This is a genomic window from Serratia sp. P2ACOL2, from assembly GCF_003691565.1.
GTDB classification, from domain to species: domain Bacteria; phylum Pseudomonadota; class Gammaproteobacteria; order Enterobacterales; family Enterobacteriaceae; genus Serratia; species Serratia liquefaciens.
The window spans coordinates 5,080,698-5,103,853 of sequence record NZ_CP033162.1; the positions used below are offsets into that span (position 1 = coordinate 5,080,698).

The window sequence follows — 23,156 nt, forward strand, 5'->3', positions numbered from 1 at the left end:
CGAACATCTGGAGGAAGTTGACGTGGAAACCAAAGACTTGATCGTTATCGGTGGCGGCATCAACGGTGCCGGCATCGCGGCGGATGCTGCCGGGCGCGGCCTGTCCGTACTGCTGCTGGAAGCGCAAGACTTGGCCTGTGCTACGTCTTCCGCCAGTTCCAAACTGATCCACGGTGGCCTGCGCTACCTGGAACACTACGAATTCCGTTTGGTCAGCGAAGCGCTGGCAGAGCGTGAAGTGCTGCTGAAATTGGCCCCGCACATTGCCTTCCCTATGCGTTTCCGTCTGCCGCACCAGCCGCACCTGCGTCCGGCCTGGATGATCCGTATCGGTCTGTTCCTGTACGATCACCTGGGCAAACGCACCAGCCTGCCAGGCAGCAAGGGTTTGCGCTTTGGACCAGAATCGGTGCTGAAACCTGAATTGAAGCGCGGTTTCGAATATTCCGACTGCTGGGTCGACGATGCTCGCCTGGTGGTGTTGAACGCCCAGGAAGTGGAAAAACGCGGTGGCGAAGTGCGTACCCGTACCAAGGTCACCCGCGCATGGCGTGAGAATGGCCTGTGGATGGTAGAAGCGGTCGACGTCGACAGCGGCAAAACCTTTACCTGGCGCGCCAAAGGCCTGGTGAACGCCACTGGCCCATGGGTGAAACACTTCTTCGACGACGGCCTGAAGCTGAAATCACCTTACGGTATCCGCCTGATCAAAGGCAGCCACATCGTGGTGCCGCGCGTACACGATCAGCCGCAGTCCTATATTCTGCAAAACGAAGACCACCGTATCGTCTTCGTGATCCCATGGAATGACGAGTTCTCCATCATCGGCACCACCGACGTGGAATACCACGGCGATCCGAAAGACGTGAAGATTGACGATAACGAAATCAACTACCTGCTGAAAGTGTATAACGACCACTTCAAGAAACAGCTGGGCCGTGACGATATCGTCTGGACTTACTCCGGCGTGCGCCCACTGTGCGACGACGAATCGGACTCGCCGCAGGCGGTCACCCGCGACTACACGCTGGACGTGCATGACGAACAGGGCAAAGCGCCGCTGCTGTCGGTGTTCGGCGGTAAACTGACCACCTATCGCAAGCTGGCTGAGCATGCGATGGAAAAACTGTCGCACTACTACCCTGGCTGCGGCCCGGCGTGGACCAAAAACGGTTCGCTGCCAGGCGGCGACATCGGTGGCGATCGCGATAGCTACGCCGCAAAACTGCGCCGCGAGCACAGCTGGCTGCCTGAATCACTGGCGCGTCGCTTTGCACGCACCTACGGCAGCCACAGTGAGCTGATCCTGGCCGGTGCCAACAGCCTCAACGATCTGGGCGAAGATTTCGGTCACGGCCTGCATGAAGCCGAGCTGCGCTACCTGATCGAAAAAGAATGGGTGGTCGAGCTGGATGACGCTATCTGGCGCCGCACCAAGTTGGGCATGTGGCTGGACGAAACGCAGCAGGCACGAGTCAAGGCCTGGCTGGCAGAACACGCGAAAGCGAAAACGCTGTCTCTGGCATCGTAAACCGCTAAACGTTAAAAGGGCCGGATATCCGGCCCTTTTTTACATTACAGCTTGATGGGTTTGATGTGCCAGATTTCGTCCGCATACTCCTGGATGGTGCGGTCGGAAGAGAAGTAGCCCATATTGGCGATATTCAGCACCGCCCGACGCGTCCAGTCGTCCTGATTGCGATACACCTCATCCACCTTGTCCTGCGTATCCACATAGCTGCGGTAATCTGCCAGCAGTTGATAGTGATCGCCCAGATTTACCAGTGAATCAAACAGGTTGCTGTAGCGCTTGGGTTCTTCAGGGCTGTAAACGCCGGTGGCAATCTGGGTCAGCGCCTGATGCAGCTCCGGATCCTGCTCATAGTACAGATGCGGGTTGTAACCGTTGCGGCGTAGCTCCTCCACCTGCTCGGCGGTATTGCCGAAGATGAAGATGTTCTCCGCCCCCACGTGTTCCAGCATTTCAACGTTAGCCCCATCCAGCGTGCCGATAGTCAGCGCGCCATTCAGCGCAAATTTCATGTTACTGGTGCCGGACGCCTCGGTGCCTGCCAGCGAGATCTGTTCGGACAGGTCCGCCGCCGGAATGATCATTTGCGCCAGGCTGACGCTGTAGTTTGGAATGAACACTACTTTCAGCTGCGTATGCACTCGCGGATCGTTGTTGATCACCTTGGCGACGTCGTTGATCAAGCGGATGATTTGTTTGGCGGCGTAATAAGCCGAAGCCGCCTTGCCGGCAAAGATCACCACGCGCGGCACCCGTTCGGTTTCCGGATCCTGCAGCAGGCGGTTATACAGCGTGATCACGTGCAGTACGTTAAGCAGCTGCCGTTTGTACTCGTGGATACGCTTAATCTGTACGTCGAACAGCGCGTCCGGGTTGACCACCACATTCAACGTTTTGGCGATGTAGGTCGCCAGTCGCTCCTTGTTCTGCCGTTTGGCGCTTTGCACCGCCTTCAGGAAGCTGGGGTAATCGATATTGGCCTTGATCTCGCTCAGTTGGCTGAGATCGGTACGCCAGGTCTGACCGATGCTGTCGTCCAGCACGTCAGACAGCGGTCGGTTAGCCAGCCCCAGCCAGCGGCGTGGGGTGACGCCGTTGGTTTTATTGCAGAAGCGATCAGGGAAAATACGGGCGAAATCGGCAAACAGCGATTGCACCATCAGTTCGGAGTGCAGCGCTGAAACGCCGTTAACCTTGTGGCTCGCCACGACCGCCAGCCACGCCATACGCACCCGGCGACCATTGGTTTCATCAATGATAGACACCCGCGCCAGCAGCTCATTGTCGCCCGGTGCCACTTCCTGCACCTGTTTGAGGAAGTGATCGTTAATCTCGAAAATCAGCTGCAGGTGACGCGGCAGGATCCGACCAATCATGTCCAGCGGCCAGGTTTCCAGCGCTTCACTCATCAACGTGTGGTTGGTGTAAGAAAACACCTGCTCGACCACCGCCCAGGCATCCAGCCAGCTGAACTTATGTTCGTCGATTAGCCGGTGCATCAGCTCAGGGATAGATAAAACCGGGTGGGTATCATTGAGGTGAATGGCAATCTTGTCTGCCAGGTTGTCGAAGCTTTTATGCATCGTCCAATGGCGGTTGAGGATATCCTGCACCGTGGCCGACACCAGGAAATACTCCTGCCGCAGGCGAAGCTCACGCCCTGAATACGTCGAGTCATCGGGATAGAGCACGCGTGATACGTTTTCAGAATGGTTTTTGTCCTCAACCGCCGCAAAGTAATCGCCCTGATTGAATTTACCCAGGTTGATTTCATTACTGGCCTGCGCGCTCCACAGCCGCAGCGTATTAGTGGCGTCGGTATCAAAACCGGGGATCACCTGATCGTAAGCGGTGGCGACTACCTCTTCGGTTTCCACCCAGCGCGCCTTGGCGCCTTCCTGCTGGATCCGTCCGCCAAAGCGCACCTTATAGCGGGTGTTATGACGCGGGAACTCCCACGGATTGCCGTATTCCAGCCAATAGTCCGGTGACTCCATCTGTTGGCCGTTTACGATATTCTGTTTGAACATGCCGTATTCGTAACGAATGCCGTAACCCCGACCCGGCAGCGCCAGCGTCGCCAGCGAATCCAGGAAGCAGGCGGCCAATCGCCCCAGCCCGCCATTGCCCAGCCCTGGATCGTTCTCCTCCTCCAGCAGCTCGCCCAGGCTCAGCCCCATCTCATTCAACGCGTCGTCGATATCCTGATAAATCCCCATCGACAACAAGGCGTTGGACAGCGTCCGGCCAATCAGAAACTCCATCGACAGGTAATAAACCTGGCGCACATCCTGCGAAAGTTGCGCACGGTTAGAACGTAACCAGCGCTCCACCATACGGTCACGCACCGCAAACAGCACGGCATTCAGCCAGTCATGCTGGTTGGCGATAGCCGGATCCTTGCCGACGATAAACATTAACTTATAGGCGATGGAGTGTTTCAGCGCTTCAACACTGACCGTGGGTGAGGTGTAACTAATCGGTGAAGTCATAGCTTTTCGATCCCAAGTTTGTGGCTGCCCGTCGCCTTTCAAGCCGCAGCGTTGTTACCTGCACTTGCTCACCCAGTTACTTACTAAAGTAAGCGCCTGGGATGAGTAAGCTGGCCGCCTGGCTGCAACGTGAAATTCATAGAGCATTACAATAGGTGTTGATATACCCAAAATAATTGGCGCTGCATCAAGGCGGCAAAAAAACTTATCCCGATGAGCTTACACTGGTAAGTGATTCGGGTAAGTGAGTGCAGCCAACACAGAGGCAGCGTCAAATATGACGGGAATAAAGCGACAAATATTCCTTTGCCGCGACCTGCCAGCCAAAATCCACGCTCATGGCGTGGCGCTGGACGTGACGCCAATGCTTCGGCCTGCTCCACAGCACCATGGCGCGCCGAATGGCGTTGCCCAGTGCGGTGGCGTCACAATCATCAAACACAAATCCGCTGGCGCTGCCGTCGGCCAGATTCTCCAACGCGCAGTCCACCACCGTGTCCGCCAGCCCCCCGGTGCGGCGCACCAGCGGCAGCGTGCCGTATTTCAAGCCATAGAGTTGAGTCAGCCCGCAGGGTTCAAAGCGGCTCGGCACCATGATCACATCGGCCCCGCCGATAATGCGGTGCGAGAAGGCTTCGTGGTAACCAATCTGTACGCCAACCTGCTCCGGATAGTCGGCGGCAGCGGCGAGAAACGCCTGTTGCAGTACCGCATCGCCGGCCCCCAGCAGCGCAAGTTGGCCGCCCTGCTCCAGCAGTGCCGGCAGGGCTTCCAGCACCAGATCCAGCCCTTTCTGACTGGTCAGGCGGCTCACTACCGCAAACACCGGCAACGACTCATCCACCTTCAGGCCCATGGCTTTTTGCAGGTGCAGCTTGTTCTTGACCTTGTTCTTCAGATCGTCAGCGTCGTAACGGGCAGTCAGCCGCGGATCGTGGGACGGGTCCCAAATTTTGTCATCTACGCCGTTAAGAATGCCGCTCAAGCGCCCCTGATGCTGGCGTTCCTGCAGCAGCCCCTCCATGCCATAGCCAAACTCCGGCCGGGTGATTTCGCGCGCGTAGGTCGGGCTGACGGCGGTGATATGGTCGGCGTAGTACAACCCCGCCTTCAGGAATGACATCTGGCCGTAAAACTCCAGGCCATAGACGTTGTAGAACGAAGGCGGTAACCACAGCTCTGCCACGTGATGGGCGGAGAACAACCCCTGATAGGCCAGGTTATGCACGGTGAAGATGGATCGCGCCGGATGGCCATTGGCGGCCAGATAGGCACAGGCCAACCCCGCATGCCAGTCATGGGCATGCACTATCTGCGGGCGCCAGTACCGATCCAGCCCCTTGGCCAGCTCACAGGCCATCCAGCCCAGCAGGGCAAAGCGCCGGTGGTTGTCGGAATAGGCATTCATTGATTGGTCGTGATATGGGCTCCCCGGCCGCTCGTACAGCCAGGGCGCATCAATCAGGTAAATGCCCACGCCGTGGTAGGTGCCGTAACGCAAGCCGACCCGGCCGGCGAAAGAATCGATTTCTGCCACCAGCACCGAGTCCGGTATGCCGTTGCGCACGTCAGGAAAAGCGGGCAATAACACCCGAACATCGCCGCCCTCGGCGATCTGAGCCGCCGGTAATGCGCCAACCACGTCTGCGAGCCCGCCGGTTTTCAACAGGGGGAACATTTCAGAACATACGTGTAAAACCTGCATTATCACTCCTGAGAATCGGCAAAATTACTCTGGAAAAGCAGGCTTGCCGCTGTTGTTAATCCCGCGTTGTGCAAGCCATCAGTCCGTTATACCCGTCATACTTCAAGCTGCTTGGGTGTTGGCTGCCTTCACTCACCCCAGTCACTTACTTGAGTAAGCTCCTGGGGATTCACTCAGTTACCGCCTACAAGCAACTCGAATTATTTTGGATATATATAGCGGCAGGCGGCAGTTTTTGCTGCCGACTACCTTAACTCACAACTTTGACAACATTTCGCGCGTAACCAGCACAATGCCACCTTCCGAGCGATAAAAGCGTTTGCTGTCCTCGTCGGCGTTTTCGCCAATCACCATGCCCTCGGGAATATGGCAGGCACGGTCGATAATGCAGCGCCGCAGACGGCAGGAACGGCCGACGTTAACGTCCGGCAGCAATACGGTAGAGTCGATGGTGCAGAACGAGTTCACCCGCACCCGCGGGAATAGCACCGAATGCACCACCACCGAACCGGAGACGATGCAACCGCCGGACACCAGCGAGTTCATGGTCATACCGTGGCTACCGGAACGATCCTGTACGAATTTGGCTGGCGGCAGCGGTTCCATATGAGTGCGGATCGGCCAGGCACGGTCATACATATCCAGCTCTGGTGTCACCGAAGCCAGATCGAGGTTGGCGCGCCAGTAGGCCTCGAGCGTACCCACATCACGCCAGTACGGCGGCAGATCGGGGTTGGAGGTCACGCAGGACAGCGTGAACGGGTGCGCCCAAGCCGCTTTCTGGGCGGTGATTTTCGGGATCAGATCCTTGCCGAAATCGTGGGTGGAGCCCGGCGTCGACATGTCCTCTTCCAGCAGTTGGAACAGGTAGTCAGCGTTAAAGATGTAGATCCCCATGCTGGCCAGCGACATATCCGGGTTGCCCGGCATCGGCGGCGGGTTGCTGGGTTTTTCCAGGAACTCGAGGATCAGATCGTTTTCGTCCACTTCCATCACGCCGAACTCGCTGGCTTCCTCACGGGGTACCGGCAAGCAGGCAACGGTGCATTGCGCGCCCTTCTCCACGTGGTCGATCAGCATGCGCGAGTAATCCATCTTGTAGATGTGATCGCCCGCCAGGATCACCACATATTCGGCGTCGTAACGGCGAATGATATCCAGGTTCTGGTACACCGCATCCGCCGTGCCCTTGTACCAGTGCTCGGTACTGAGGCGTTGCTGGGCCGGCAACAGATCGACAAACTCGTTCATCTCTTCGTTGAGGAACGACCAACCGCGCTGGATATGCTGCACCAGAGTATGGGACTGGTATTGGGTGATCACGCCGATGCGGCGGATGCCCGAATTCAGACAGTTCGACAGGGCAAAATCGATAATGCGGAATTTACCGCCAAAGTGGACGGCCGGCTTGGCCCGGGTTGAGGTTAAATCTTTCAAACGCGAACCGCGGCCACCGGCCAGGATCAGGGCGACGGACTTAATCGGCAGTTGGCGTGCCAACATCAGGGGGTCTTTATTTTCAAACCTAACCATAGCTGACTCCTTTTATTTTTTCTTTACCAGCACGCAAATCGAGTGCGCAGCCTGGTGCCAGGCGGGTAAAACCGCCCGCGAATCTTCCTGAGTAAAGGGAGCGACAAGCTGCCAATCGCCGACGGGCAACGTCATCTCCACCGCCTGCTGCGTGGCGTTCACGACCACCAGCCAGCGTTGCGACAGACAGATCTGCAAACGCAGCTCACCCTGCTCCCACTCCTGTGCGTCGAGGGGTTGCCCCTGCGCGTTCAGCCACTGCACGCTGCCGTCACCCTCCTGCCACCAGCGGTCTTGCTGCAAGGCAGGGATTTGTTGGCGTAAACGGATCAGTGCCGCGGTGTAATCGGTGAGAGCGTCATCTGCCGTGGCCCAGTCGAGCCAGGTGATAGCGTTGTCCTGACAATAGGCATTGTTGTTGCCCTGCTGGCTGTGTCCATGCTCGTCGCCGGCCAGCAGCATCGGCGTCCCCTGGGACAGCAACAACGTGGCGAGCAGCGCTCGTCGGCTGGCCCTGCGGCGTTGCAAAATGGCATCGTCGGCAATCGGGCCTTCAACACCGTGGTTATTGCTAAAGTTACGATCACTGCCGTCACGGTTACCTTCACCGTTCAGTTGGTTGTGCTTGCGGTTAAAACTGACCAAGTCCTGCAGGGTGAACCCGTCATGAGCGGTCAGCATGTTGATGCTGGCGTACGGCGCACGCCCGCGTTGGTTAAACAGATCACTGGAAGCGGCGAAACGTTGGGCGAACTGCCCCAACGATATGCCGTCCTGCAGCCAGAAACGACGTATATCGTCCCGGTAATGGTCGTTCCACTCGGCGAAGCGCCCCGGGAATTGGCCCACCTGGTAACCGCCAGGCCCGATATCCCACGGCTCGGCGATCAGCTTGCAGCGAGAAAGCAGGTCGTCCGCCAGCAACGCCTGGAACAACGGCGCATCGCGGTCGAACGCAGGCGTACGGCCAAGTACGCTGCCCAGATCGAAGCGGAAGCCATCAACGTGGCATTCGCCCACCCAAAAACGCAGACAGTCCATCACCCAGGCCACGCCCTGTGGCTGATCCAATCGCAGCGTGTTACCGCAGCCGGTATCGTTCACATAGTCGCCGTCGGGCGTGAGCCAGTAATAGCCCGGGTTATCGATACCGCGCAGCGACAACGTCGGCCCATCGGTATCCAGCTCGGCGCTGTGGTTGAACACCACGTCAAGGATCACCTCAATACCGGCCTTATGCAGAGCTTTCACCGCATCGCGAAACTCGCGCAGCGGCGTCGTATCAGTGCGCAGGCTGGAATACCGGTTATCCGGTGCAAAGGGCGCAAGTACGTTATAGCCCCAGTAATTAATCAGTCCGAGCCGCTGCAGACGCGGTTCAGAACTGTGCTGCTGCACCGGCAACAACTCCAGCGCAGTGATGCCGAGCCGCTTGAAATAGGCAATCATCACCGGGTGACCGAGCGCGGCGAAGCTACCGCGCAACACCGGTGGGATCTCCGGATGCTGCAAGGTCAGGCCGCGCACATGCGCTTCGTAGATCACCGTTTTGCCCCAGGGCGTGGCCGGCGGGCGGTCATCCTGCCAATCGTAAGCTTCGTCAATCACCACGCACTTGGGCATCAGTTCGGCGCTGTCATGCTGATCCGGCCGGTCATAGCCGCCATGCAGGTAAGGATCATCTGCAACCGGTCCCTCTACCGCGCGTGCGGCGGGATCCAACAGCAGCTTGTTGGGGTTAAAACGCAACCCCTGCGCAGGATCAAACGGACCATGCACGCGGAAACCGTAACGCTGCCCCGGTTTACCGCCCGGCAGGTAGCCGTGCCAGATATCACCGCTGCGCGCCGTCAGTGGCAGCCGAACCTCCTGCTGCTGCTCGTCAAACAGGCACAGTTCCACCCCCGTGGCTCGGGCGGAATAGAGGCTAAAGTTGATGCCGTTACCGTCATAGCGCGCCCCGAGAGGCGCGGCGATGCCGGGCGTCAGCTCAGTCATTGCGCCTCCCGCAGCAGGTAGATAGTCGCCAATGGCGGTACGGTCACGCTGATCGAATGCTCGCGGCCGTGGTTGCCTATCGGTTCAGACACCACGCGGCCCTGATTGCCGGTATTGCTGCCGTGATAATGATGCGAGTCGGTATTGAGGATTTCCCGGTATTCGCCGGCACGCGAAATGCCGATGCGATAATGATGGCGCGGTACCGGAGTGAAGTTGCTGACGGCAATCAGCTCATTACCCTGCGAATCGTAACGGGCAAAGGCGAACACCGAGTTGTCGTGGTCGTCCACCACCAGCCACTCAAAGCCGTCAGGGCGATAGTCGCGCTCATACAACGGCGCCTGCTGTTGATAGCAATGGTTGAGATCGCGCACCAGCCGTTGCACGCCGTGGTGCCAACCGTCCAACCCTTCCAACAGGTGCCAGTCGAGGCTGCTGTCGAAGTTCCATTCGCGCCCCTGGGCAAATTCGCAGCCCATAAACAGCAGCTTCTTGCCCGGATGCGCCCACATAAAGCCGTAGTAGGCGCGCAGGTTGGCAAACTTCTGCCAGGCATCGCCGGGCATGCGGTCGAGCACCGATTTCTTGCCATGCACCACTTCGTCATGGGAAATCGGCAGCACAAAGTTCTCGGTGTAGGCGTACAACATGCCGAAAGTCATCTGATTGTGATGATATTTTCGGTGCACCGGGTCGCATTTCATGTAGTTAAGCGTGTCGTGCATCCACCCCAGGTTCCATTTGTAATGGAACCCCAGGCCATTGGATTCCGGCGGCAGCGTCACCCCAGGGTAATCGGTGGATTCTTCCGCCAGCGTCACCGCGCCGGGGCGCTCCTTGCCGACGGTGTGGTTGGTATAACGCAGGAAGGCGATGGCCTCCAGATTCTCGTTACCGCCGTAGTAATTCGGCACCCATTCGCCGTCAGCGCGGCTGTAATCACGGTAGATCATCGAGGCTACCGCATCGACGCGCAGCGCATCTATGCCATAACGCTCCAGCCAGTAAAGGGCATTACCTGCCAGATAATTACGCACCTCGTTGCGGCCATAGTTATAGATCAGGGTATTCCAGTCCTGATGAAAGCCTTCGCGCGGATCGGCGTATTCATACAGCGCGGTGCCGTCGAAGTTCGCCAGGCCATAGGCGTCGCTGGGAAAATGCCCCGGCACCCAGTCGAGGATCACGTTAATGCCGGCCCGATGCGCCGCAGCCACAAACGCCTTAAAGTCGGCCGGAGTGCCGAAACGCCGGGTCGGCGCGTACAGACCTAAAGGCTGATAACCCCAACTGCCGTCAAACGGGTGCTCGTTAATCGGCAGCAGCTCGATATGGGTGAATCCCATGTCCTTGACGTAATCAATCAGCTGCACGGCCAGTTCGCCGTAGCTGAGCCAGAAATTATCGTCGGTGTGGCGGCGCCACGAGCCAAGATGCACTTCGTAGATAGAAATCGGGCGGTCAAAATCATTGGCCCGCTGACGTTGCGGGGTGTTTTCTACCACCTCAGGCAACGGAGTGACCAACGACGCGGTGTCCGGTCGCATCTGCGCTTCAAATGCGTAAGGATCGGCCTTGAGCTGGGTGTTGCCGTAGCAGTCGATGATTTCATATTTGTACAACTGCCCGGCCTTCACGCCCGGCAGAAACAGCTCCCAAATGCCATTTTCACGACGCAGGCGCATCGGATGGCGGCGTCCGTCCCAAAAGTTGAATTCCCCCACCACCGAGACTCGCTGGGCGTTGGGTGCCCAGACGGCAAAACTGACGCCTTCGACGTCATCGAGCGTGGCGAGATGAGCGCCCAAACGTTCATAAGGACGCAAATGGGTCCCTTCAGCCAACAGCCAACTGTCGATATCCTGCAGCAGGGTGCCGAAGCGGTAGGGATCGTCGACGACCTGTTGGTGATCGTGCCAGCGCACATCGAACTGATAGCGGAACGGCGTTTTACGGCGCGGCACCGTGGCGCTGAAAAAACCCCGCTCATCATCACAGTTCAGCTGCACCAATCGGCGGCCGGTTTGCTGATCCCGCAGCCAGACTTCGCTGGCGTCAGGCAACAGCGCACGCACCTGCAGGCCGTTATCGACCGCATGCATGCCAAGCAGGGAAAAAGGATCGGCAGAGTTGCCGGAGAAAAGCTGATCAATCACGTCACGATCGGGAAGTACAGGCATAGTCTTCTTCCTAAGATTAAGAGCATGATTTATAAGAGGCCACGCAGCCCATCGCCTTTCAGGTTACAGCGGCGTTGGCTGTACCTTGAGATCCACAGGGCGTAACGCTTAATCCATAGCCGTTTTGGTTATCATGCAATTCATTCGGTTTCTAAAGCGTGATTACAGTCGGTTATTGATCAATTTTCACCCTACCGACCCGAATACCGCTCTTTATGCTTATTTTTGGTGCTGGCGAAAATTTATCCGCCAGCCCTTTAAGCATAGCTAATGTCAGTTAAAAACATTGCCGCATTACCAGGAAAAAGCTTCATTAAGAAAACTGCCAGCCTGACAGCGTCTTTGCGCTGCTGCCCGCATGGTGGAGTGCCGATGGCTTGTGTGCTTTCTCCCCTTTGCAGCGACTTAGTCCATAGCGCGCCGAAACGGAGAAAAAGGAAGAAAATAAGGCTTTTGAGGGCTGAAAGAGCTCAGCCCTCGGGAAGTACAGTTCAGGTTACAGCAGGATACGCAGCATGCGGCGCAGCGGTTCAGCCGCACCCCACAGCAACTGGTCACCCACGGTGAACGCAGACAGGTATTCCGGCCCCATATTCAGCTTACGCAGACGACCGACTGGCGTATTCAGCGTCCCGGTAACCGCAGCCGGCGTCAGTTCACGCATGGTCAGTTCACGGTCGTTAGGGATCACCCGCACCCAATCATTGTGGGTCGCCAGCATCTGCTCGATTTCCGGCAGCGAAACGTCTTTTTTCAGTTTCAGGGTGAATGCCTGGCTATGGCAACGCAACGCACCAACACGCACGCACAGGCCATCAACCGGGATCACGCTGCTGCTGTTGAGGATTTTGTTGGTTTCCGCCTGGCCTTTCCACTCTTCGCGGCTCTGGCCGTTATCGAGCTGCTTGTCGATCCATGGGATCAGGCTGCCGGCCAGCGGCACGCCAAAGTTATCGGTTGGCAGTTTGCCGCTGCGGGTGGCCGCAGTGACTTTACGTTCGATATCCAAAATGGCCGATGCCGGATCCTGCAGCTCTTTCGCCACGTCTGCATGCAGCATGCCCATTTGAGTCAGCAGCTCACGCATGTGACGCGCGCCGCCGCCGGAAGCGGCCTGATAGGTCGCAACGGATGCCCACTCGACCAGGTTGTTGGCGAACAGGCCGCCCAGCGACATCAGCATCAGGCTGACGGTGCAGTTGCCGCCGACAAAGGTCTTGATGCCTTTGTCCAGGCCCTGCTGAATCACGTCGCGGTTGACCGGGTCCAGAATGATAATCGCGTCATCCTGCATGCGCAGTGAAGAAGCGGCATCAATCCAGTAGCCTTGCCAACCGGTTTCACGCAGCTTCGGGTAAATTTCGTTGGTATAATCGCCGCCCTGGCAGGTAATAATGATGTCGAGCGCGCTCAGCGCATCAACATCGTAAGCATCTTGCAGCATGCCCTGCTGGCCGCCGAATGCCGGCGCCGCAGAACCGTGCTGCGAAGTGGAGAAAAAGACCGGGCGAATGGCGTCGAAATCGCGCTCTTCCGTCATGCGTTGCATGAGTACGGAGCCGACCATTCCGCGCCAACCGATGAAACCAACGTTTTTCATATGACTGTCCTGCCTTGGAGGATGACTGCTATAAGTTGTGTGCACTATCTCTCCACCTTACAAAATGTCAGCGCAGGCGCAAAGTGAATTTATTCGATAGCTGAACGATTCTCAGCAATCCTTCTTATATACCCCGTTGTCTCTCAAGCCATCGGGGATGGGTTAGTGCGTGGGTCGGGATGGCCGACACGTTTTTCAGATGCAGAGGTAATGATGACAGAGATGATTTCCGTCACGGTGTTGCTGTTTTTAATCATGGATCCGCTAGGCAACTTGCCGATTTTCATGTCGGTACTCAAACATCTGGAACCGCGCCGACGCCGGGTGGTGGTGATCCGCGAATTGCTGATCGCCCTGTTGTTAATGCTGATATTCCTGTTCGCCGGCGAGAAAATTCTGGCGTTCCTCAACCTGCGAACCGAAACCGTGTCCATTTCCGGCGGGATTATTTTGTTTCTGATCGCCATCAAAATGATTTTCCCTACGCAGGAGGGCAACAGCAGCGGGCTTTCCGCCGGGGAAGAACCCTTCCTGGTCCCGCTCGCCATCCCACTGGTCGCCGGGCCTTCGATTCTGGCGGCGCTGATGCTGCTCTCACACCAGTATCCGAACCAGATTTCACATCTGGTAGTGGCGCTGCTGATTGCCTGGGGGATTTCTGCCGCTATTTTGCTGATGTCGGACTTGTTCCTGCGCCTGCTGGGCAGTAAAGGCGTGAGCGCGCTGGAAAGGCTGATGGGGCTGATTCTGGTGATGCTGTCGACCCAGATGTTCCTGGACGGCGTGCGGGCTTACATGAAGCTGTAGTGAATAAACGGGCGCCTGTGCGGCGCCGGCTTAGGGTGGCAGCCCGGATTACTCGGCTGCAACATGCCGAATATAGGCAAGAGTATCGGCGACTACGCCATCCAGCGGCTGATCGATATCAATCGCCTGCACATCCGGCTCCTGCGCGCCCGGCTCTTCCAGGGTGGCAAATTGGGAAACCAGCATCTGCGGCTTGAAGAAATGCCCTTTGCGCTGCTTCAGGCGCTCTTCAATCACCGCCTTGTCACCCTTCAGATAGATGAAATGCAGGTTGCGGTTGCCTTCACGCAGACGGTCGCGATAGCTTTTTTTCAGCGCCGAACACACCAGCAGAGAGACGTCATTGGTGCGTTCCATGGCAAAGATAGCGTCATTCAATGCGGCCAACCACGGGGCGCGATCGTTATCGTCCAGCGCATGCCCGGCGGCCATTTTGTTAATGTTGGCGCGCGGGTGCAGGTAGTCTCCGTCCAGCATCGCGGCATGAGCTTCATGGGCAACGGCGCTGGCGACGGCAGACTTTCCGCTGCCTGAAACGCCCATCAAAATAAATACGTGGTGCTGTGGATTACTCATAATGTCATGCCCTTACGGAGTCAGATGTACGTTCTGGCAACGGGATACGCCGCCTGCGCCATCAAATGCGCCCCAAACTCAAAAGAATGTCCGACACCCCCACGGGGTGCCGGATAACCTCGCTATTCCCTTTGCATTTCAAGTGGCAGTCAACGCTGCGCCAACCTGAAAAACGACAGGAATATTAGACCACCGTCGCCAGCAGCAAACACCCTACCAGGCCGCAGACGGAAATGATGGTTTCCAGCACCGACCAGGACTTGATGGTTTCCATGATGCTCAGGTTGAAATACTCCTTGAACAGCCAGAACCCCGGATCGTTGACGTGAGAGAAAATCACGCTGCCTGAACCGACCGCGATCACCATCAGCTCCGGGCTGACGCCGGTAGTGGCGATCAACGGGGCCACGATGCCGCCGGCGGTGATCGCCGCCACGGTAGCGGAACCCAGCGCCAGACGCAGCGCAGCCGCAATCGACCAGGCCATCAGAATAGGTGAGACGTTGCTGCCTTCCATCAGGGCGGCAATGTATTTCTCCACGCCGCTGTCGACCAGTACCTGCTTGAACGCACCGCCACCGCCGATGATCAACAGCATCATGGCGATAATTTTGATGGAGTCGGTGATGGTACCCATCACTTCATCCATAGTACGGCCGCGGTTCAAGCCAAAGGTGAAGATAGCGATCAGTACCGCAATCAACGTCGCCATCACCGGATCGCCGAAGAACTCGGCAAAGCGCAGCAGGCTATGGCCCTTCGGCAGCACCATTTCCGCTACCGCACGCAGCGCCATCAGGATCACCGGCACCAACGAGGTGGCAACGCTGATGCCAAAGCTTGGCATTTCTTCTTCGGTGAAGATTTTTGGGTTATACAGGCCTTCAGGAACCGGCTTGTCGATGCCTTTCAGGAAACGGGCATAGACAGGACCGGCCAGGATCACCGTCGGAATGGCCAGCAGCGTGCCGTACAGCAGGGTTTTACCCATATCGGCATGGAAGATGGTGGCGATCGCCGTTGGGCCAGGGTGCGGCGGCAGGAAACCGTGGGTCACCGACAGCGCAGCCGCCATCGGCACGCCGACATACAGCAGCGGCACGCGTGCAGACGCGGCGATACTGAAGACCAGCGGCAGCAGCAGCACGAAGCCAACTTCATAGAACAGCGCAAAACCGACGGTAAAACCGGTCAGTACCACCGCCCATTGAATGTATTTTTGACCGAACTTCTCGATAAGCGTAGTGGCGATGCGCTGGGCGCCGCCGCAGTCCGCCAGCAGCTTGCCGAGCATGGCGCCGAAGCCCATGATCAGCGCCAGGCTGCCCAGGGTGCCGCCCACGCCGGCCTTGATGGAGCCGATCACTTTATCGACTGGCATACCCTGAGCGATACCCACCGCCAGAGCAACCAGAACCAGAGAGATAAAGCCGTTCAGCTTAAAGCGGATCATCAGCAGCAACAGCAGCGCGACGCCGCCTGCAACAATCACTAATGGCATAATTTTTCTCCAACCTTTTTATCGCAGACTCTCTTTACGATAGGCCGTAAAGCGCGCGTTTGTTGTATTTTTAGGCTCTTCCCGGTGTTAGAAGACGAGCTGTAGGTGGTGCTGAGTCAAGGGTTCTATTTCTCCCTGTAGCGACCCTATCGCGCCGCCACAAGGTCATTGACCTCGTTGTTACCGGTATCATGATACCGGTAACAACAGCAGTGTCGGAACCGGGTAACGGGCTAAAATTCGCGTTCTGGGATAGAGATCAAACTTATGGGGGTAACGCGCGGTGGGCTTACAGATGACTAGCAAAACGCGCCGGGCGGCGCGATTTTCAAATTAAAATTGATGAAACAAAGAGTTAAAAGCGATCAGATGCTGCCGCCGGGGATCACGGTAAAACCGACGTCCACCATGCGCGGGCTGACCGTTTCGCCCCGCAAACGCGCCAACAGGCGTTCAGCCCCGATCTGCCCCATACGTTCACGCGGCGTCAGGACGCTCGCCAGTTTTGGCACCATCACCTGACCGATATCGTGGCCGTGGAAACCGGCAATCGCCATATCTTTGGGGATCGACAGCCCTTGGCGCTGGCACTCAAAGGTCGCGCCAATCGCCAGGTCATCGTTGGTGCAGAAAATACTGTCGATCTGCGGATAATCGCGCTGCGCCTGACGCAGCAGTTCGCCACCGGCGGAATAGGACGACGAACGCGCGGTCATGACGCTGTACGGCTCGAGACCGGATTCACGCATCGCCTGTTCATAGCCCTGTTGCTTGATAATGGTACGTTCATCCTGACGCGCCCCGAAATACACCACGTGGCGATGACCGTGCGCGATGATTTGCTGGGTCATCTGGCGTGCCGCCTCAAAGTTGTTGAACCCCACGGCCAGGTCAATGCACGGTGAAACGCAGTCCATCAGTTCGACAACCGGGATCCCTGCCACCTCAATCATCTTCATGGTGCGCGGCGTATGGTGGCGTTCAGACAGGATCAGCCCATCAATGTTGTAAGACAGCAGCGAGGTCAGGCGCTGTTCTTCGCGCTCCGGCAAATAGCCGTAGTGCGCCAGCATGGTCTGGTAATTGTGCGCATCGGTGACGCTCTCGATGCCGCGCAGCACTTCGGCGAACACCTGATTGGTCAACGACGGCAGCAATACGCCAATGGCGCGACTGGTGGAGTTGGAAAGGATATCCGGCGCACGGTTGGGAATGTAGCCCAGCTCATCCAGCGCGACGGCAATTTTTTGCTGCAAGATGGCAGAAACCTGCTCGGGATTACGCAGATAACGGCTCACCGTCATCTTGGTAACGCCAACCTTGTCTGCGACATCTTGAAGTACCGGCCGTTTTTTCTTCATTATCAATGAACTGGCTAACCGTGAATGGGCGCTCATTTTAGCAAAAAAAAACCGCTGCCGATATTGTTGGTTATCGGACGTCACAACGCAAAAAGGGCTCACTGTGTGAGCCCTCAGTATTTACCGCTTTATCAGACCGGCGGCAGATCGAACAGCAGAATTTCACTGTCTTCATCGGCATGAATCGACAGCGCAGCTTCATCCCACACCGCGAAAGCATCGCTGGTGCCGGCCTGCTGACCATTGACCACTACCTTGCCACGCACCACCTGGATCCACACGCGACGACCGGCTTCAATCGGGCATTCTGCCTGTTCGTCTTGCTTCAATGCCCAGCGGGACAGCGTCATGTCCTGGAACACTTTCAGTGAACCGTCGCGCGCATCCGGCGACAACACCAGTTGGCGGCCCTGTGGCGCATCAAACATGCGTTGCTCATAGCGCGGCTCCAGCCCGACCCGATCGGGAATGATCCAAATCTGGTACAGGTGCAACGGACGATCGTTATTGCCGTTGTACTCGGAGTGACGCACCCCGGTGCCGGCACTCATGATCTGAAACTCACCGGCCTGGATCTGCTCTTTATTGCCCATGCTGTCCTGATGTTCTACCGTGCCGCTCAGCACGTAGGTCAGGATTTCCATGTCTTTATGCGGGTGGGTGCCAAAACCCTGCCCTGCGTCGATCACGTCTTCGTTGATCACCCGCAGCGCCGAGAAGCCCATAAAATCGGCATCGTAATAGTTGGCAAAGGAGAAGGTGTGCCAGCTATCCAGCCAACCATGATTGGCATGACCGCGATCTTCTGCCTTACGTAGATAAATCATATTCAACTCTCCTCAATGTTTTTTACAGTCTAGTCCTGACAGCAGAATATGAAAGCGTAAAAAACTCATCCCTCTGTTCAAAAATTTAGATGGAGTTGCGAAGCCATTGGCAGGGAATTTGTTGAAGGCGGGTGAGTTGAAAACAGGCAAAAAAAAAGCCAGCACCCGAGCTGGCTAAGTAATACTTGGAAGCAATGTGAGCAATGTCGTGCCTTCGCAGCGAGGGTATCAAAGGTTGATACTCTCCCCGGAACGCATCGCAATAATAATCATTATCATTCGCACCTGTAAAGCGTTTTTTTAACCAATCCGGAATAATATTGACTCGACACAATAAACCGATAAATTCAGAGGTTATTCAACCGGTAAGCCAAAGGAGCAGCGTAATGAGTGAAATCGTAGTTCGTCACGTGGAAACGGCAGATGCACAGGCCCTGCATCAACTCTATTCTCAGCCGAAGGCTTACCGTGACACGCTACATCTTCCGCTACCGTCGGTCGAACTATGGCACAAGCGCCTCGCCAATCTCGAACCGGGCACGCATAGCCTGGTGGCCTGCATCGACGGACAGATTGTCGGTCAGTTGAGCGTGATGCTGAATCAGCGTGTACGCCGCCGCCACGTGGCGAGCTTTGGCATCGGCGTCGATGACCACCACCACGGCAAAGGCGTCGGCAGCAGCCTGATGAAAGCGATGATTGACCTGTGCGACAATTGGGCAGACATCGAACGCATAGAGCTGACGGTATTTACCGATAATCAGGCAGCCATCGCGCTATACCGCAAGTTCGGTTTTGAAATCGAAGGGACCAGCCGCGCTTACGCCATGCGCGACGGCGTACTGGTAGATTCTTACCATATGGCTCGCTTTCGCAGTGAACAGCAGAAAAAATCAGCCTCATGAGTGAGATAAAAAGTGAATCAGGGGCGGCAAACCGCCCCTTCACCGTCAGCCGTCGCACCTTCGTGCAAACGCTGGCCTGCGTAACGGGTGCTATCGGCATCCTCTCTCCCACCACCTTCCTGGGGGCCGCAATGCCAAGTTCTCCCGCCGTTCGAACCGGCACCCGTAACCTGATTACCGACGTACCCGGCCTGAAGGTCGGGGTCGCTCAGGACAGCCGGGTGCGTACCGGCACCACGGTGATCCTGCCGGATAGCCCGGCGATCGCCGCCGTCGATGTGCGCGGTGGCGGCCCGGCAACCCGCGAAACCGATGCGCTGGGGGAAGACAATCTGGTACAAACCCTTGATGCACTGGTGCTGAGCGGCGGTTCGGTTTATGGCCTGGCGGCGGCAGATGGCGTCGCAGCCTGGCTGGGGCAACAGGGGCGTGGTTACGCCCTTCGTCCGGCACCGGGCGTACCGGTCTCTCCCATCGTACCCACCGCCTGCCTGTATGATCTAAGCAACGCTGGCGATAAAAACTGGCAGCTCGACCCGCCCTATCGCCAATTGGGGATAGAGGCCGCCGGCAAGGCCGGCCACGACTTTCCGCTCGGCACCGTGGGTGCAGGCTATGGTGCCATGACCGGCATGGGCAAGCTGAAAGGCGGGCTGGGTTCGGCGTCGATCGTGGCGACCAATGGCGCTACCGTCGGCGCACTGGTGGCGGTCAATAGCCTGGGGTCGGTCGTCGCCCCCGGGACCCGTGCCTTCTGGGCGACGCCTTATGAAATCGACGGCGAGTTTGGCAATGGCGGTGCCGCAGCGCTGGCGCAGTTGCATGGCCAGGGCGAAGACTGGATGCCAGAAGAACCGACGGGCGGCAGGAAGAACACCACCCTGGCTTGCATCGCCACCGATCTGGCGTTGACCCGGGTGGAGCTGAAACGCGTGGCGATGATGGCGCAGGACGGCATGGCACGCGCCATCCGCCCGCTACACAGCCCGTTCGACGGCGATGTGGTGTTTGCCTTATCCACCGGGCAGCGTGAGGTACAAGGCAGCCGAGAGCTGGCGGTGCTGCAGATAGGTGCACTGGCGGCGGACACCCTGGCACGGGCCATCGCCCGTGGTGTCTATGCGGCAACCTCATGGCCCGGCGGACAGGTAACCACCTGGAAAACCCTCGCCTGACGTTGCCAATAAAAAAGGGCGCATCGATGACTCGAGCGCCCCTTGCCGATCGCCTGCGAATTAAATGCCGGCGGTCTCTTTAATATAACGGCGCGCCTTCACCGCATACTCAAACGGGTTGGCCAGCGCCGGATCCTGCTCCGCCTCCACCACCATCCACCCTTTGTAACCGCGCTCATCCAGCAGTTTAAACACCGGACGGAAGTCGATCACCCCATCACCCGGCACGGTAAAGGTGCCTTTCTTCACGCCGTCGAGGAAGCTGAGTTTGTTGGCCTTTACCTCGGCCACCACGTCGTCACGCACATCTTTCAGATGCACATGGTTAATACGCGGCAGGTATTTTTCCAGTATCGCCATCATCGCCTGCTGGCTGCCTTCTGAATAGTAAGCATGGCCAGTATCAAACAGCAGGTAGACGTCGTCGTTCACCATGCTCATGTAACGGTCGATCTCGGCGGTAGTTTGAATGCCGGTACCCATATGGTGGTGCAGACAGACCTGCATGCCCTTACCGGCAGCAATCTTGGCCAGCTCATTGTAGCCATCGGCCACTCGCTGCCACTCTTCATCGCTGAAATACGGCTTCTCTTCGAACACCCCTTTGGTGGTGCCCTGAATGCTTTTGCTCTGCTCGGAGCAGCCAATCACCTTGGCACCCATCGCATGCAGGAAATTCATATGGTTAATAAATTCATCAATGGTTTTTTCTTTCAGACCATCGGCGAAGAAGGTGCTGAACCAGGCGTTGCAGATTTGAATGCCGCGGATATCCAGCATCGGCTTGAGCACCGCCGGATCGCGCGGATACTTGCTGCCCACTTCGCTGCCGGTAAACCCGGCCAGCGCCATTTCGCTGACGCACTGCTGGAAAGTGTTCTCTTTGCCCAGGTCGGGCATGTCGTCGTTGGTCCAGCCAATCGGGGCGATGGCCAGTTTTACGTTGTCTTTATTCATTTTCAGCCTCAATCATAGGAGCAGCACGCCGGTGATTTCACACCCACGCAGCCGAGAAATTTATTTACCCAACAGCTCTTTTTCGATGCGCTCTCGGGTCGCTACCGCCTGAGTTTTCATTCGTTCCGGATAGCCAAACAGCGAGGTGCAGATAATGGATTCGCCGCCCACCTTAAAATTACGATTGGCAAACTCCATATCGCGCAACGTCTGGAACAGGGCATCGAAATCCACTTCCCCTTCGCCGATACCCATATGCTGGTGCACGGCGGCGTCTACACCCGGCGGGTTGACGATATAGCGGCAGTGCTTGGTATGGTTCATGGTGTCGGCGATCAACACGTGCGAGAGATCGTCACCGGCATATTTCAGCATGCCGGCCACGTCGCCCTGACCTTTGTCGTAGTAGAAGGTGTGCGGCACGCTGTAGAGATACTTCACGTGATCGCTGCGTAACGACTTGACGATATCGGCGGTTTCGTTGCTCAGCTCGCAGAAATCCCACGGGTGCGATTGGATTTCCATGCGGATGCCTTCACGCTCGATAATCGGCAGCAGCTCCTCCATTGAGCGATACCACAGCTCTTCACAGATCTCCGGCTCATTGGGGTTACCCGCCAGCTCGGTATTGATCACCTGTACGCCCATTTCCACTGCGATTTCAATCATCCGGCGCCAGTTTTTGACCGCCGCCTGGCGGCGATCTTCCCCCGGACCGGACCAGCGATACACCACGATAAACGAGGAAATCTCCACGCCGGTGGCCTTCAGCGCATTTTTGTATTCCGCCATCACTTCGCGCCCGGCTTTCGGATGCTTGTAGAACGGATTGATCTGCGGGTGTGGCGACTGCTCAATATACTGATAGCCCCAGTCCGCCACCTGCTCAACCATTTTAGTGATGCCAAGGTCCCTGATGACATCCACATCAAAAGCGATCTTCATGGTCATTCCTCTTTAAACGTAAGTGCGGCGCTCAACCCATCAGTTGCCGTAAAAAGCCGGGCGCGGCGGCAAGGTCACCGGCACAATTTCACCGCTGAGTTGCGCGGCCACGCAGGCGTCGGCAGTGACAGAAGCGGCATAACCATCCCAGGCGGAAGGCCCGGTCAGCTTGCCGGCCAAGACGTCATTGATAAAGCCTTGCAGCTCGACGTCATAAGCATCGATAAAGCGGTCTTTCCAGTCGGTCAGAATTTCGGTAGACAGTCGGGCGCCGCTGCGCATCTGCACCGAAGACGGCTCTGGCAGCTTGGCAATGCCGGTTTCACCCACCACCTCACACTGGATGTCATAGCCGTATTGGCAGTTAACGAAAATTTCGACGTCGATGCGCGTGCCTTTGGCGGTTTCGAACAGCACAATTTGCGGATCTTTCAGGTGCGGGAACGCCTTGGGGCTTTTACGCGGGAACACGACCTGCACCGAGACATAGTCGTCATCCAGCAGCCAGCGCAGCACGTCAATCTCGTGGATCAGGGTGTCGGTGATCGCCATATCCGTGGTGTAAGCTTCGCCGACGGTCGGGTTGCGGTGTGCACAGTGCAGCATCAGCGGTTCGCCAATTTGCCCGCTGGTCAGCACCTGTTTTAACGCGCGGTAACCCTGATCGTAAGGGCGCATAAAGCCGACCTGCACCAGACGTTTACCGTGTTTCGCTTCGGCCTCGACGATGTTTTTGCAGCCCTGAGCGGTGACCGCCAGCGGCTTTTCACAGAATACCGGCTTACCGGCGGCAATCGCGGCCAACACAAACTCTTCGTGACTCGGGCCCCAGGAAGTGACCAGCACCGCCTGCACGTCCGCCGCATTGACCAGATCGTGGCCGTTGTCATACACCTTGGCGTCCAGCTTCAGATCGCTCACCACCTTGGCGGCGCTGTCGCGATTGATGTCGTTGACCGCCACGATACGGCTGCCCTGCAACACTTTGCTGCAGCGGCGAATGTGATCCCGACCGATTGCGCCGGTGCCAATAACCCCAATGTTCAATGTCATTTTCGTT

At 57.3% G+C, this 23,156-nt stretch carries 17 protein-coding genes; 4 read left to right on the forward strand and 13 right to left on the reverse strand.

The window, feature by feature from the left end:
• Positions 1-22: 22 nt before the first annotated feature.
• Complete coding sequence (gene glpD, locus EBA31_RS24450) at positions 23-1,531, forward strand: glycerol-3-phosphate dehydrogenase (RefSeq protein ID WP_046372456.1); 1,509 nt, start codon at positions 23-25, stop codon at positions 1,529-1,531.
• Positions 1,532-1,575: 44 nt separating this feature from the next.
• Here the strand turns inward: glpD and glgP are convergent, their stop codons facing one another.
• The 6 genes from glgP to asd all read right to left on the reverse strand — a co-directional run bounded on the left by glgP (position 1,576) and on the right by asd (position 13,042).
• Positions 1,576-4,023 (reverse strand): glycogen phosphorylase, encoded by a 2,448-nt coding sequence (gene glgP / locus EBA31_RS24455; RefSeq protein WP_046372455.1) that lies wholly within the window; start codon positions 4,021-4,023, stop codon positions 1,576-1,578.
• 271 nt (positions 4,024-4,294) lie between these two features.
• Entirely contained in the window at positions 4,295-5,728 is a 1,434-nt protein-coding gene (gene glgA / locus EBA31_RS24460; RefSeq protein WP_020837382.1) for a glycogen synthase GlgA, read from the reverse strand.
• 255 nt (positions 5,729-5,983) lie between these two features.
• Positions 5,984-7,261, reverse strand: a complete 1,278-nt coding sequence (gene glgC, locus EBA31_RS24465; protein ID WP_020837383.1) for a glucose-1-phosphate adenylyltransferase — start codon at positions 7,259-7,261, stop codon at positions 5,984-5,986.
• Positions 7,262-7,273: 12 nt separating this feature from the next.
• Positions 7,274-9,259 carry a glycogen debranching protein GlgX gene (glgX, locus tag EBA31_RS24470; protein WP_122080402.1) on the reverse strand — a complete coding sequence of 662 codons (1,986 nt, stop codon included), beginning with the start codon at positions 9,257-9,259 and terminating at the stop codon, positions 7,274-7,276.
• The gene (glgB, locus tag EBA31_RS24475) at positions 9,256-11,442 is read right to left on the reverse strand and encodes a 1,4-alpha-glucan branching protein GlgB (RefSeq protein ID WP_122080403.1); all 2,187 of its coding nucleotides are present in this window, start codon (positions 11,440-11,442) and stop codon (positions 9,256-9,258) included. The genes glgX and glgB overlap by 4 nt, the downstream gene beginning before the upstream one ends.
• Positions 11,443-11,938: 496 nt before the next feature.
• The gene (gene asd, locus EBA31_RS24480) at positions 11,939-13,042 is read right to left on the reverse strand and encodes an aspartate-semialdehyde dehydrogenase (protein WP_122080404.1); all 1,104 of its coding nucleotides are present in this window, start codon (positions 13,040-13,042) and stop codon (positions 11,939-11,941) included.
• A 213-nt stretch (positions 13,043-13,255) separates the two neighbouring features.
• Between asd and EBA31_RS24485 the strand changes: the two genes are divergently transcribed.
• Positions 13,256-13,849, forward strand: coding sequence for a YhgN family NAAT transporter (locus EBA31_RS24485; protein ID WP_041415736.1), 594 nt, complete (start codon positions 13,256-13,258; stop codon positions 13,847-13,849).
• Between the two features lie 48 nt (positions 13,850-13,897).
• On the opposite strand, the gene gntK is transcribed toward EBA31_RS24485, so the two are convergent.
• The 4 genes from gntK to EBA31_RS24505 form a co-directional block, all read right to left on the reverse strand.
• Positions 13,898-14,425: a gluconokinase gene (gntK, locus tag EBA31_RS24490; protein ID WP_122080405.1), complete on the reverse strand. Its 528-nt coding sequence runs from the start codon at positions 14,423-14,425 to the stop codon at positions 13,898-13,900.
• Between the two features lie 184 nt (positions 14,426-14,609).
• The gene (gene gntT, locus EBA31_RS24495; protein ID WP_046372451.1) at positions 14,610-15,926 is read right to left on the reverse strand and encodes a gluconate transporter; all 1,317 of its coding nucleotides are present in this window, start codon (positions 15,924-15,926) and stop codon (positions 14,610-14,612) included.
• A gap of 365 nt (positions 15,927-16,291) precedes the next feature.
• Positions 16,292-17,287 carry a gluconate operon transcriptional repressor GntR gene (gene gntR / locus EBA31_RS24500; protein WP_020837390.1) on the reverse strand — a complete coding sequence of 332 codons (996 nt, stop codon included), beginning with the start codon at positions 17,285-17,287 and terminating at the stop codon, positions 16,292-16,294.
• Positions 17,288-17,418: 131 nt separating this feature from the next.
• On the reverse strand, positions 17,419-18,114 hold the full coding sequence (locus EBA31_RS24505) for a pirin family protein (RefSeq protein ID WP_122080406.1): 696 nt from the start codon (positions 18,112-18,114) through the stop codon (positions 17,419-17,421).
• Positions 18,115-18,500: 386 nt separating this feature from the next.
• On the opposite strand from EBA31_RS24505, the gene EBA31_RS24510 reads away from it, so the two are divergent.
• Both EBA31_RS24510 and EBA31_RS24515 read left to right on the forward strand, forming a co-directional pair.
• Positions 18,501-19,019: a GNAT family N-acetyltransferase gene (locus tag EBA31_RS24510; protein ID WP_122080407.1), complete on the forward strand. Its 519-nt coding sequence runs from the start codon at positions 18,501-18,503 to the stop codon at positions 19,017-19,019.
• Complete coding sequence (locus EBA31_RS24515; RefSeq protein ID WP_122080408.1) at positions 19,016-20,194, forward strand: P1 family peptidase; 1,179 nt, start codon at positions 19,016-19,018, stop codon at positions 20,192-20,194. The genes EBA31_RS24510 and EBA31_RS24515 overlap by 4 nt, the downstream gene beginning before the upstream one ends.
• Before the next feature lie 60 nt (positions 20,195-20,254).
• Here EBA31_RS24515 and iolE read toward each other — a convergent pair whose 3' ends face one another.
• The 3 genes from iolE to EBA31_RS24530 are packed head-to-tail and all read right to left on the reverse strand — an operon-like array spanning position 20,255 to position 23,149.
• The gene (iolE, locus tag EBA31_RS24520; protein WP_046372448.1) at positions 20,255-21,151 is read right to left on the reverse strand and encodes a myo-inosose-2 dehydratase; all 897 of its coding nucleotides are present in this window, start codon (positions 21,149-21,151) and stop codon (positions 20,255-20,257) included.
• Between the two features lie 60 nt (positions 21,152-21,211).
• Positions 21,212-22,096 carry a sugar phosphate isomerase/epimerase family protein gene (locus tag EBA31_RS24525; protein ID WP_044554812.1) on the reverse strand — a complete coding sequence of 295 codons (885 nt, stop codon included), beginning with the start codon at positions 22,094-22,096 and terminating at the stop codon, positions 21,212-21,214.
• Positions 22,097-22,135: 39 nt separating this feature from the next.
• A complete protein-coding gene (locus EBA31_RS24530) occupies positions 22,136-23,149 on the reverse strand; it encodes a Gfo/Idh/MocA family protein (protein WP_046372447.1) in 1,014 nt (337 codons plus the stop codon).
• Positions 23,150-23,156 lie beyond the last annotated feature (7 nt).